This is a genomic window from Clostridium guangxiense, assembly GCF_021043395.1.
GTDB classification, from domain to species: Bacteria; Bacillota; Clostridia; order Clostridiales; family Clostridiaceae; genus Clostridium_S; species Clostridium_S guangxiense.
In genome coordinates, this window is record NZ_JAJNKE010000041.1 from 1 (window position 1) to 13,158 (window position 13,158).

Annotated in this window: 10 protein-coding genes and 1 pseudogene; 3 read left to right on the forward strand and 8 right to left on the reverse strand. The window is 30.7% G+C overall.

Features of this window, described 5'->3' with window-relative positions; all coding sequences use genetic code 11:
• Nucleotides 1-51: 51 nt before the first annotated feature.
• A complete protein-coding gene (locus LQK79_RS17400) occupies nt 52-1,137 on the reverse strand; it encodes a methyl-accepting chemotaxis protein (RefSeq protein ID WP_231017329.1) in 1,086 nt (361 codons plus the stop codon).
• 201 nt (nt 1,138-1,338) lie between these two features.
• Complete coding sequence (locus LQK79_RS17405) at nt 1,339-2,178, reverse strand: LysR family transcriptional regulator (RefSeq protein WP_053241716.1); 840 nt, start codon at nt 2,176-2,178, stop codon at nt 1,339-1,341.
• A gap of 141 nt (nt 2,179-2,319) precedes the next feature.
• Between LQK79_RS17405 and LQK79_RS17410 the strand changes: the two genes are divergently transcribed.
• Nucleotides 2,320-3,300 (forward strand): D-isomer specific 2-hydroxyacid dehydrogenase family protein, encoded by a 981-nt coding sequence (locus LQK79_RS17410; RefSeq protein WP_053241715.1) that lies wholly within the window; start codon nt 2,320-2,322, stop codon nt 3,298-3,300.
• 155 nt (nt 3,301-3,455) lie between these two features.
• On the opposite strand, the gene LQK79_RS17415 is transcribed toward LQK79_RS17410, so the two are convergent.
• From LQK79_RS17415 to LQK79_RS17435, 5 genes are all read right to left on the reverse strand, one after another.
• A complete protein-coding gene (locus tag LQK79_RS17415) occupies nt 3,456-4,607 on the reverse strand; it encodes a M20/M25/M40 family metallo-hydrolase (RefSeq protein WP_053241714.1) in 1,152 nt (383 codons plus the stop codon).
• A gap of 449 nt (nt 4,608-5,056) precedes the next feature.
• Nucleotides 5,057-6,070: a hypothetical protein gene (locus LQK79_RS17420; RefSeq protein WP_231017330.1), complete on the reverse strand. Its 1,014-nt coding sequence runs from the start codon at nt 6,068-6,070 to the stop codon at nt 5,057-5,059.
• Between the two features lie 147 nt (nt 6,071-6,217).
• Entirely contained in the window at nt 6,218-8,251 is a 2,034-nt protein-coding gene (locus LQK79_RS17425; protein WP_231017331.1) for a Na+/H+ antiporter, read from the reverse strand.
• A 115-nt stretch (nt 8,252-8,366) separates the two neighbouring features.
• Entirely contained in the window at nt 8,367-9,020 is a 654-nt protein-coding gene (locus LQK79_RS17430; protein ID WP_053241712.1) for a TIGR04100 family radical SAM protein, read from the reverse strand.
• A 52-nt stretch (nt 9,021-9,072) separates the two neighbouring features.
• The gene (locus LQK79_RS17435) at nt 9,073-9,903 is read right to left on the reverse strand and encodes a pyridoxamine kinase (protein ID WP_053241711.1); all 831 of its coding nucleotides are present in this window, start codon (nt 9,901-9,903) and stop codon (nt 9,073-9,075) included.
• Between the two features lie 428 nt (nt 9,904-10,331).
• Here LQK79_RS17435 and LQK79_RS17440 point away from each other — a divergent pair, with 428 nt between their 5' ends.
• Nucleotides 10,332-11,930, forward strand: a complete 1,599-nt coding sequence (locus LQK79_RS17440; RefSeq protein WP_231017337.1) for a xylulokinase — start codon at nt 10,332-10,334, stop codon at nt 11,928-11,930.
• A gap of 168 nt (nt 11,931-12,098) precedes the next feature.
• On the opposite strand, the gene LQK79_RS17445 is transcribed toward LQK79_RS17440, so the two are convergent.
• Entirely contained in the window at nt 12,099-12,671 is a 573-nt protein-coding gene (locus tag LQK79_RS17445; RefSeq protein WP_053241710.1) for a TetR/AcrR family transcriptional regulator, read from the reverse strand.
• Between the two features lie 315 nt (nt 12,672-12,986).
• Between LQK79_RS17445 and LQK79_RS17450 the strand changes: the two are divergent.
• Nucleotides 12,987-13,157, forward strand: a pseudogene (locus tag LQK79_RS17450) (flavodoxin family protein); the annotation flags it as partial.
• Between the last annotated feature and the right edge of the window lies 1 nt (nt 13,158).

Here is a 13,158-nt window from a genome sequence, read left to right on the forward strand (position 1 = left end):
TTGCTATACACTTTTTTATTTTAAAAATATTTCTAACTTTTTTTCTTTAAACTATTGACTATTACTAGCTGGTCTTTTTATTTTTACTTTGGAAATATTTCTTGATATTGTTTCAACTTTATTATGTAAATCATTTGCCATCTTAAGTATAATATTTGCCGTATTATTTTGATCTATAGCCAAGGATGCCACCTCTTCGGTAGTAGCTGAGGACTCTTCAATTACAGCATCAATATTAGAAAATGAAGCAATTAAATTTTCCTTTTCATCTGAAAGCCCAGCTACTTCACCATAAAACTCCTGTTGGCTCTTAACAAATCCATCAACGTAATGATTAATTTGTTCAAAGGAATAGATTACATCCTTTACTACTTGTGTTTGATTATCAAAAGTCTCCTTTGATTGATCAATTGCTTTTTTCAAACTATCGAGCTGCTCCATAATTGCTGAAATATTTTCATTAATGTTTGCACTTGATTGACGACTTCTCTCAGATAATTTTCGTATCTCATCTGCAACAACTGCAAAGCCCTTTCCCGCTTCACCTGCTCTAGCTGCCTCAATAGATGCATTTAAAGATAAAAGATTTGTTTGACTAGTAATATCATTTAAATTTTCTGTAATATCATTAATTGTTTTAGTCTTATCTAGGAGAGTATGTATTTCTTTTTCAATTGTATTGTTTACTTCATAATTTTTGTTTTGACTTGCCGCTAAGTTTTCAACCGCAATCTTTCCATTAGAACTAACAGATCCCATACCATGAGCAGAATCAATTAATTCTTTTGATTTCTCACTCATTGCCGATATTTTGTCTGCTAAAATATCGGCAATGTGCTGACACTTATTTACATCTTTCATCTGACTCTGTGAACCTTCTGCTATAGACTCTCCAGCCATGCGAACGTTATTAGAAGAATCCACTAATCCATTAATAATTGATTCTAATTGATCTGATATTATCTTTATCTCATTAAAATCCTTATGGAAATCATAAAAAAATGTTCTATAGTTTTCTAGCAATGTTTTATGCATGTCATCGCTGCATTCAACCGTAGGCATATCATCTGTAAAATCCCATTGCATAAGTTTATTAATTACTTCAGAATTGCCCTTATTTAAACTTCTTTTATTCATATATATTCCCTCTTTTTGATGAATAGTTAAGGCTTCATACTTTTATAATCTCTACCCGTCTTAAAAATTCTATATTTTTCGTAAAAATAACCATATATATATTCTATATTTTTGTCATTTTTCCTTCTTGACTTAATCCTTTCTATAGTGTAATACAAAAGCTATATTAACTGCTTCTTTCAATATAACTCTTTTACCTTTTCAACTTTCGTTTAAATTATGCTTTTCCTCATTAATGCTTTCAATGATTTGGGTTAGCCTTGGTAGTGCAGGATTAAGATTTTCTTTATTCCATATAGCAGCAATATCAACATGCTTACTTTTATCATCTAAATATAGTATAATAAGATGTTGGGATTGATTTAGATACCGTACACAATAAGAAGGTAATATCGCAATTCCCATATTGGCAGATACCATTAAAAGAATAGATTCAACATCATGAAATTCGCTGCATTTAAAAATATTTTCTCCATCTAATTCTTCAAGTAATACTGATTTTCGCGTTGCTAATTGGTGTGTTGGATACACAACAACTCTAAGCGAATAACTCTTGATTAAATACCTATCTAGCAATGCAGTCATTTCTTTTTCATTGTAGACAGTGAATGCTATATCTAATTCAGAATTCAAAACTTTTTCATATAATTCTTTTTCAGTCCCTCTAAAAAACATAACTGAAATATTAGGATACTTATCATATAATTTAAAAATCAAGTCCGAAAAGGATGTTTTTTCATAACCTTGTACAAACCCAATATTCAATAATCCAACAAAGCCAATTGTAGTTAAATGAACTCTTTCTTTAGCTTCTTCAATATTGTGTAAAATAATCTTTGCTTGAGACAAAAACACGCTTCCCGCTGGTGTTAATTCAACATTATGATTATTTCTATTAAATAATTTTGTATCTAAGTTGTCTTCTAATGCTTTAATTTGCTTTGTTATGGCAGTTTGCGATATATAAAACTTCTGAGCTGTTTTGGTAAAATTCAACATTTCAGCTAAAGATACAAAATACTCCAATTGCCTAGTATTCATAATATTCCTCCATATCATATAACATCTTAATCTTTGTTATAACTTTAAGTTATTATATCTAAAAAAAATGATATTAGCAATTACTAATGCTATTTGCTATACTTCTTATTAATTTCAAATCGAAATTTAAGGAGGAACATTATGAAAATTCTAGCTTTTGAGGTGCGTGATGACGAAGAAATTTATTTTCAAAAATATGCATTGCAGTATCAGTGTGAAATCACCTGCGTTTCAGATACTTTAACTCATGATAATTTGTCAATGGTACAAGGATATTCTGGGATTTCTATTTTAGGAAAAAGCCATATAACAGCTGATTTGGAAGATCGCTTAAAAACTTTTGGAGTATTCTGCTGTGTCACAAGAACAATTGGTTATAATCATATTGACGTAAAACATGCCCACGAAATTGATTTAAAAATTGCAAATTCAAACTACCCCCCTACAGGTGTAGCTGAATACACAATAATGCTCATATTAATGTCTTTAAGAAACTATAAACAAGCTATGTGGCGTGGAAATGTAAATGATTATTCTCTAGCTGGTCTTAAAGGCCATGAGCTTAATGAATTGACAGTAGGAATTATTGGAACAGGAAAAATAGGTGAATGTGTTATTAAAAATCTTTCCGGTTTTGGCTGCAAAATTCTCGCATATGATATGTACCAAAATGACTCTATTAAAAAATATGCACAATATGTAGATTTAGATACACTTATAAATTCATGTGATGTTATTTCTATCCACACCCCTTTATTAGAAAGTACATATCATTTTATTAATGAAGAAAAAATTGCACACATGAAGGATGGCGTAGTTTTAATAAACTGTGCTCGAGGTGAACTTATGGAAATTGATGCATTGATTCATGGAATCGAGTCACAAAAAATAGGTGCACTAGCCTTGGACGTTATTGAAGGAGAAGATGGAATATACCATGAAGATAAACGAAGTGATATTATTAGCAATCAAAATATGGCCTATCTGCGCCAATTTCCAAATGTTATAATGACACAACATATGGCCTTTTATACTAATACTGCAGTAGAAAACATGGTAAAATGTTCAATAAAAGCTATTTGTGATCTCATAAAAACTGGTACTTGCGAAACAAATATATAGCTATATTCTGTTATTTATTAAAAAACTTATACATAGGTGTTCATAAAAATCCCAGATTATAAATGGTCATTTATTTAAATAAAAGATGCTGTCGCAATTTTAGTGCAACAGCTCCTTTCCAAAAGCCTTCCACCCTTTATAGTTTCTTCTTTATACTATACTATCTGTCTATCTAAATATTGACTCACCAATCGAATGGCTATTTCTTGTCCTATTTTCATACTTGAGAAGTCTATCCATTCGTTTTCAGTATGAGCAAGTCCACCTATCACTGTTCCTATAGTATTTGCAAATACACCTTTTGATAGTGGAATATTTGCATCTGTAGAAGAAGCTTTAAGATCAAGTTCTCCATCAAAACAAGATTTAATAATATTAACATTCTTTTTTGTCCATTTTACTAACTTTTCTTTATCTCTCCAGCCACTTCCTGGGCGAATTCCTATTACTTCTACTTTTACTTCCACGTCCTCTTTTTTGTGCTTTGAAATTGTTTCATAGAATTTGTCTTTCATTTCTTTAAGACATTTCTGACTTTCGGAACGAAATTCATACAGCATACAAGCATGTTCTGCAATAGAATTCACAGTGCTTCCACCCTCAATTTTGCCAACATTGTATGTTGTTTTTTCATCCTTTGGCGGCGCTATTTCATATAATTCTTGAATAATATTACTCAATTCTACAATAGCATTTTTCCTTCCAAAATCTGCATATGAATGTCCACCAGTTACCTTAACATCTATTTTATAACGATAAGAACCTACAGGTCTGTTAGTACATTGTGATATATACCCATCAAAGGAATAAAACTCATCTATTCGTTCTCCGTAATTCTTGAATATTTCCTTGCAGCCATCTAAATTTCCCAAACCTTCTTCACAAGAATTTGCTACAATGAGAATCCCTTTTTTTAAATTATTCTCATATTTCTTTAAATACTTATATGTCATCATTAAATTCACCAAATTTGCCGTATCGTCTCCAATTCCTGGTGCATATAATCGTTCATTTTCCCAACGTACAGAAAATTCTTTCTCATCCTCAAATACGGTATCCATATGAGCCATAAAAACCGCTATTGATTCTGCGTTTTCACAATTTATTTCGCAAACAACATTTTTAGCATCATCAACAATTACGTGTTGCGCTCCTTGACTTAAAAACCATCTTTTACAAAACTGAGCTCTTCTGTCCTCATGATGAGATGGTGCTGGTATTTTCCCCAAATTCTCCAATAATTCTTTTGTTTCATCCATGCCATTTAAAATGTAATTTTTAATAAAATTACTCTTCTCTTGTTCCATACTGTTCCTCCGATTTCATCTTTCAATTCTTCGGTTTTGTTTTAAACAAGTATCAATATTTATACTTATCTAAAACAAAGTCGATTCTTTTTGTAGTTTACTAAACACTAAAAAGTGCACTCCTGCATAAGGTATGCACCAACATAATTAAACTATTTAAAACTTTATAAATAATTTAATATTTGCTTATATTTTACCATTAAAATCACACATTATCAATATTAAGGACTGTTTTTTAACAATAATCATTATATTTGGCCTTCATTGTATCATTTTAACATTTTTAGTTTTTTATTTTTTATTAATTTTTAAAATGTATTTTAAAATTAATAGAGAAGTTCTAGTAGCAAGAATTTTAGCCCTAAACATCTTAGAAGATATGACTTCTCCCTTTAATCTAAAAATAACTCCTTTAAGTAGGAGTTATTGTCATTATACATTGCTAAATATTAATTACCTGTATTTCCGGATGCTCCGTTTGATGATGTACTTGTATTTCCTGTTGATTCACCTGTTGACGTTTTTGTATTCGTATCTGTATTTCCTGTTGTAGTATTCGTTGATGTCTTTGTGCTCGTATTCCCATTTGAGCTTGTTCCATTTGTGGGTGCATTTGTATTTGTGTTTCCTTTCGTTCCACTTGTTGGTGTATTATTACTTGTATTTCCTGTTGCTTTATCTGTAGTTGTATTTGTATTTTGGGTTGTCCCACCTGTTGATGATTTTGTATTTGTAACTTTTCTGCCTGTTGATGATTTTATACCCGCATTTTTACTTGCTCTACTTGATGATTTTGCTGCATCCTCAGTTGACTTTTTATCAACGTTGGTTTCTACACTGGAAGTTTGAGCCTTAGTGGCTGTGCCTTTGAAATAAAGTTTTACTAAAACTCCAGCAAGTACAACTAAAACAAGTGATGTAATGATTATTATTTCCTTTTTGTTAGGAACCTTCATTCCTATTTTTTTCGTTTTCTTTGAATTTGACTCATTTGCATTTTTAGGTGTATTAAATACTGAAGGTAATACTTTCTTTTGTTCTACAGATTCTATCTTCTTGAAGTTTTCCGGCGATCTCATTACAATAACAGGCTTATTATGATTTTCTACATATACTGTAACTGAAAATTTATCGTCCTTGCTCAAGAAAGGTATATAGACATCTAAAATGTTATCTTTTATTGAAGATTCAAATTTTAACCCCTTTGTTATTTTGGCATCTGCAATTTTCAAATTACTGTGTGAACTTTGTACATTTAAACTTAACTCATGAATTATTTTCTTTGATAGATTGCTAACAGTAATAGTGTACGCATACACTTTTTTGTTGTTCATTTTTATAGGTATGCCATTTCCTATATTACATAATATTCTAGGTGCTAAATTTTTAAAGTATTCTACTAACAGCCCAGATATAATTGATATTACTATAGTTACAATTGCAGTTTTAATAACATTCATCATATTAATTTTCGCTTCCTTATTTTTTCCGATTTCTTAATAAATTATAAATTAGATAAATACCTGTGTCAAACTAAAGATATATGTGGTTTATAATACACTATTTATCAATATTCTATATACTTTTCATTTATTACATAATTTATCATTTCACTCAGCAGGTTTATACAAAATTACACTTTCAATATAGTTTATATACCTTCTTAACTCATTTGATTGTTCCTTACTAATCTCCCCTAACTCATACATCCTACGAATCTCTGAACGCTCCACATCCATTGCCTTAATTCTTAACTCTTCCTTTTGTTCTATGCTTTCTTCATGATATTTTACCATTGTTCCTTTTAATCTATTAACTATACTTTTATAATCAAAAATCACCATCTTAAGAGCTTTAGACTTGCCATGCTTCTTTTCACATTCATTGAGAGCTTTAATTGCAGCTTGAGCTGCTCTTAATTGAATATCCTTTACTAAACAAAGATTATTTAGCTTAGCATGTTTTTGCTTATGATAATTTCTATAAAGGTGTTTCCACCATCTTATTAATTTTCTTATAAGATACATAGTATCCTGACGAGTGCTTCTTAAAAAAGCTTCTTCTCTATAATCAAAAGATTTATCGAAATTTCTAAAAAGCTCTTCATTTATTTCACCCTTATCTACTAATTCATATATGTATTTTCTCTCTGCATCTAGTGCTATTAATCGTATTTCTGTTATCTTTCTTTGTTTAATATCTGTACCTTGTACAAATGAATCTTGCTTAAATCGATTATTTTTAAATATTCGCCTATATTCATTAATTAATTCATACGCTGCAGCCTCATTTTTATCATTTATTTCTGACTCAATTGCTTTAATACTGGCTAATAGAAGCTTATTCTTTACCTTCTTTAAATCATTATTATTAGTTCTTCCCACTTCTATTAATTCATCTTTACTCAAAAATGGCAAAAACACCGTTGCAGATACTAACGTAAACAATATTACACCAGCAGTTAAAAATAATATAAGTGGGCGTTCAGGAAAAGCTTTTCCATTGTCTAAAAAAAAAGGAATTGATAAGACTCCTGCCATTGTAACTGTGCCTCTAACACCAGTTAAGCTAGTTAATAAAGCCATTTTTATAGTTGGTTTTTCAATATCCACAACCTTACTCAAACGATATTCACAATAGGAAGAAAAATAAGACCAAGCAAACCGGATTACTAAAACAGTAAACCCAATGGCAACAACATATCCCACAGCTCTCCAATTTCCTATATTAGGATTAGATATTGTTTCTACCATTGATAACGGAATATTTAATCCCAATAACAAAAATACACTTCCGTTTAAAACAAATAAAATAATTGACCATATATTTTCTGTGAGAACTTGTTCTTCTGCAATTCTAGTTTCTGTTTTTTCCTTTATTAACGAATGAACTATTCCTGCACCCACTACAGCAATGACTCCAGATGCATGTAAAATTTCTTCTGTGACAATAAAAATGCCAAAGGGAGTTAATATCTGTATTAGGGAGTGGAACACTACATCATTTATTCCTTCTTTGCGTAAGGTAAATCTTATAAGTATTATAATTAAACTAAAAATCAATCCTACAGCTGCACCTATTAAAAATACATATACAAAATTTAAAATTGCTTTTTCTAAAGAAAAATCATCAGTTATTGCAGCAGTTATTGCATAATTAAAAGCTACTATACCAGATGCATCATTTATTAAAGATTCTCCCCTAACAAGATTTAATATTTTTTCAGGTATATGAATACGTTTTGCAATTCCATTTACAGCCACTGGATCAGTTGGCGATAAAATAGCTGCTAACGCAAATGCCGCAGCAAGAGGAATATTCGGTATCATCCAATGAATAAAATATCCTCCTCCCATAATAGTTAGAAGGACTAATACAAGAGAATTTCCAAATATAGACCATTTCATTTTCCACAATTCATTTCTTGGAAAATGCTTACCATCATTATATAAAATAGGCGCTACAAACAAAAGAAAGAACCATTCTTCCTTTATTTCAAATGAACTATGTTTAAAAATCAATGCAAGAATCACACCTAAAGCAATTTGAATTAAAGCTGTGGGAATGAATGGTATGTAGTGGCTAATGATATTTGAAATCAACAAACATACCATGAGTAATAATATTGTCATTAATAAATTCATTTCAAACACCATCTCTTTTCATAATTCTGTATATTGGAGTATTATAAATATTCCAAATATATTATAACCATTTTGAAAATAAAAAAAGATGAAAATCAAAACTTATAACTTTATCTTATTCAAAAGCACGCACTCTCAAAGGTACTCTAATAGCATCACATACAGCCTTGCAAGCATCTATTTCCTCTTGTCCAATGCAATCTACTACTGTCATAACTACATTTGGAACATACTCTTTGCAGCTTACTGCGAATTTAAGCATGGCATCATAAGATTTTATACCAAATTTGCTGCGAGTTAATCTGAGATATTCTTCCGCATTTGATGCATTAAGACTTATGGATACAGTATCAATTAAACCTTTTAACAATGGAGCAGTTTCCTTTTCATGAATTAAATCTGCCAATCCATTAGTATTTATACGAATTGAACTATTGCTATTTCTGCCTTTTAAATACTTTGCCACTTCTAATAAATCACCAAGACGTGTTAAAGGCTCTCCAAATCCACAGAATATAATTTCATTGAATTGAGTTAAATTATATTTTTCAAACTTTTCTATGATTTCCTCCACAGTAGGTTCTCTATCTAACCATAAACTATTTGATTCAGCCATTTCCTTAGTATTTCTTAGGCAAAAGGTACAGGCGCAAGGACATTTGTTAGTTAAATTAACATAAACATTTTTGTGGTCAACTTCTCTTTTAGCAATATCAATATTTTCTAAATTGATATAATCGCCATTATTATATACATACAGTATAACCATACTTTGTCTTCCTCTTTTCCTTATGTTTTAAATTATGTGGCTAATATTAATGTTATCGAAGTTCTGTCAAATATTCTTCAAAGCAAATGCCATCATATACTGGAGTGCCAATTTTAGCAGTATAATCAATAGCTTTACTAATAAAATCTGTAGCTTTCTTTACAGCAGTAATAAGTTCTACTCCCTTAACTATATTTGCAGCTACAATAGAAGTAAATACATCTCCAGTACCAGAACGATCTTCCCCTATTTTTTTTACATTTATAATAGTATACGGTTTTCCAGTCTCATATACAAAGTTTTGTATATTTCCATTATTTTGTAGACCAGTGATTACAATTTTATCTGGACCTTTTTCACAAAGTTCCTTTGCGATATCTTCAAGTTCATCATGACTCAAGCTTTTATCTGGATAAGGAATATCAAGAAGTCTACAAGCCTCAGTAAGATTTGGAGTCATTACATCAGCATATTTCATCAATCTCTTCATTTCATGGCACATCTCTTGTGTATATGTAGAATAAAGTTGTCCATAATCGCCCATAACAGGATCAACAATAACAGTAGTGTTTTGTGATTTAAATTTTTGAAAGAATTCTACTACAATATCAATTTGTTCTTTGGAACTTAAAAACCCAGTACAAATTCCATCAAATTTCAAATTTAGTTCCTTCCAATTATTCATATAACTTCTCATATGAGGAGTATAGTCATCAAAAAAGAAATTTGGAAATGATGTTTGACTAGATAAGATTGCAGTAGGTAACGGACAACATTGTATTTTCATTGCTGATATAATAGGCAATGCTACTGCTACAGAACATCTCCCAAAGCCAGTAACATCATTTATGACAGCAATTCTCTTTTGTTTGCTTAAGTTCATTATAGCACCACCTTTTTGATAACTCCCATTATAATCTAATAAGGTAAAAAAACAAAGTGTATGGATACAAAGTGGAGCATAGCCTTCTCTCAATTATAGTAACTAAAAATTTTAAGCTTACGCAAAAATCATATTGATTAAATGTTGTTTTGATAGTACAATAACACTATACGTTGTACGTACAGGTTTTGTTTTATACAAATATTATTTTGTTATAAACAGGAAATATTCAAAGTACTGACTTTAACAATGAATAGGATAAGTGATGATTTTACACAAAACATAATACCATTAACAGCAATACTAATAAAAAAAGTTGTATAACAAGTTATACGTACATCATGTGTAAGCTTTTAAGTATATATCCATCAAGAAAATGTTTACAAATATTTAAAAAAATTAAAATATTTTATGGAGGAATAAATGCAATGAATGATATCAAAAATTCTATTATCAATGGAAAAACCTCCCTCGGTATAGAGCTTGGTTCAACAAGAATTAAAGCGATTTTGATTGGTGAAGACAATACACCTATCGCTTCCGGCAGCCACGACTGGGAAAACAGCTATATTAACAATATATGGACATATAGCTTAGAGGATATTTGGGAAGGTATACAGGATAGTTATCAAAAGATGGCAAGCGATGTAAAAAAGCAATATGGAGTAACTCTTAAAACCATCGGTGCAATCGGTTTTGGTGCTATGATGCATGGTTATATGGTTTTCAACAAAGCTGGTGAACTTTTGGTACCGTTTCGTACATGGCGTAACACCATTACTGAAGAGGCTTCAGAAAAACTCACTAAACTTTTCAACTACCATATTCCTCAAAGATGGAGCATTGCCCATCTTTATCAAGCTATTTTAAATGGTGAAGAGCACGTAACTGATATCGACTTCCAAACAACCTTGGAAGGATATGTTCACTGGAAATTAACAGGAGAAAAGGTTATAGGTATTGGTGAAGCATCAGGAATGTTTCCCATTGATATAAATACCAAAAACTACAATACAAAGATGATTACGCAGTTCGATGACTTAGTAGCTTCTAAGAATTTGTCATGGAAACTCTCTGATATTCTTCCTAAAGTTTTAATTGCTGGTGAAAACGCTGGAGTTCTTACAGAAGAAGGAGCAAAACTTTTAGATGTTACAGGAAACCTTAAACCAGGTATTCCATTTTGTCCACCAGAAGGTGATGCAGGAACAGGCATGGTTGCAACTAACAGTGTAGCAAAGCGTACAGGTAATGTTTCAGCTGGTACTTCAGTTTTTGCAATGATCGTACTTGAAAAAGAATTATCAAAAGTATATGATGCAATTGATTTAGTTACAACTCCTACTGGAAATCTAGTAGCTATGGTTCACTGCAACAACTGTACATCTGATCTTAATACATGGGTTAACATATTTAAGGAATTTGCTGAAGCAATGGGACTAGAAAAAGTTACTATGGATAAGCTGTTCTCAGTTTTATATACTAAGGCACTTTTTGGAGATCCAGACTGCGGCGGATTGCTTTCTTACAACTATTTCTCAGGTGAACATATAACTAATTTTGAAGAAGGTCGTCCTTTATTTGTGCGTACACCTGAAAGCAACTTCAATTTAGCTAATTTCATGCGCGTAAACTTATTTACTGCTTTAGGTGCATTAAAAACTGGTTTAGATATTCTCCTTAAGGATGAAGGCGTTAGGGTCGATGAAATGTTAGGTCACGGGGGATTGTTTAAAACTAGAGGCATAGGTCAAAAAATCATGGCTGCTGCTATAAATGCTCCTGTTACTGTTATGGAAAATGCTGGTGAAGGTGGAGCATGGGGCATTGCACTGCTTGCAGCTTACATGATTAACAAAGCCGAAAGTGAAACTTTAGAAGATTATTTGACAAATAAAATATTTGCCGAGTATGTTGGTACAAAACTTAATCCAGATCCTAAAGATGTACAAGGTTTTGATGAATTCATGAAGCGTTACGCTAGCGGACTTTCAATTGAAAGAGCTGCTGTAGATAATCTAAAATAATTAATTATAGATAGAGTGATACCGCACTAAAAATTAGTTTAATCATAATTTGAATAGATTTAGTGCAGCAGCCCTCTATTTCACTTTAAAATTAATAATTGTATAATCTTATTTTCAATATCCACCTTTGAGGAATTTAAGAGCATAAAATAGAAACCAAACCGATTTCTATTTTATGCTCTTAAATACATAGATTACTAGTTTTTTTATAAAATCCTCATCTACAATATCTCCTGTTATTAATAATCTATAGAATAATGGACCGAAAATTAAGTCTATAACTAATTCTATATCTAAATCCTTCCTTAGTTCTCCTCTTGAAATTCCACGCTCTAAAATATGTCGTGAATCAAGTCTGCGAGGTTTAAAATATATTGTACGATAAACTTCAGCTAGCTTTTTATCAAATTGACCTTCTGCTATTATCTCATTAATTATCTTCCCCTCACGACTAATTAAAAATTTCGCTAAATTATTTACTTGAATTATCATATCATTAATAGTTGATCCCGTATTAGGTATTGGAAGTCTTTCAACAGCAGCGTCAAAAAAAGCATCCATAACAACGGCAGCTTTATTTGACCACCATTTGTAAATAGTAGCTTTACTAACTCCAGCTTTTTCAGAAATCTTTTCAATTGTAACAGCTCCAAAACCATTTTCAAGTAATAAGTCATATGCAGCAGTAAGGATGGCCTTTTTAGTTTTTTCGCTGCGTGGACGTCCTAATTTTTTCTCCATCATAGTTACCTCCATTGTAATTAATCCTTAACAGTATACTTAATAAACTATACGTATATTATACTATATATTTTTTTCTTTTAAACATAGCTAAACGTAATAAAAGGATTTTTGTTTTAAATAAAAAAAGTATTTACAAAACTGAACGTTTAGTATATTATATATTTATAAACTAAACGTTCAGTTTTATAAACTTGTTTTACTATTTTAACCAAATACTTAAAATAACCATCCTTAGTGATATCAACTATACAAATTTAACAAAATATGCAGACATTATTAAATATATGAGGAGGAAATTTAATGAAAGTTGTAATTTTTAATGGAAGATTACCAGGTGAAGCAATGAAAGACCAAGAAGGAATACAAATAATGAGGATATTAGGTAAAAATATAGCCTGGCTTATGAAACTTGTTGAAAATGGGCGAGGAACTATAAAAGAACCAGAAATGGAAAAAAAGATCTTCACTAATTTTATTAGTTAAA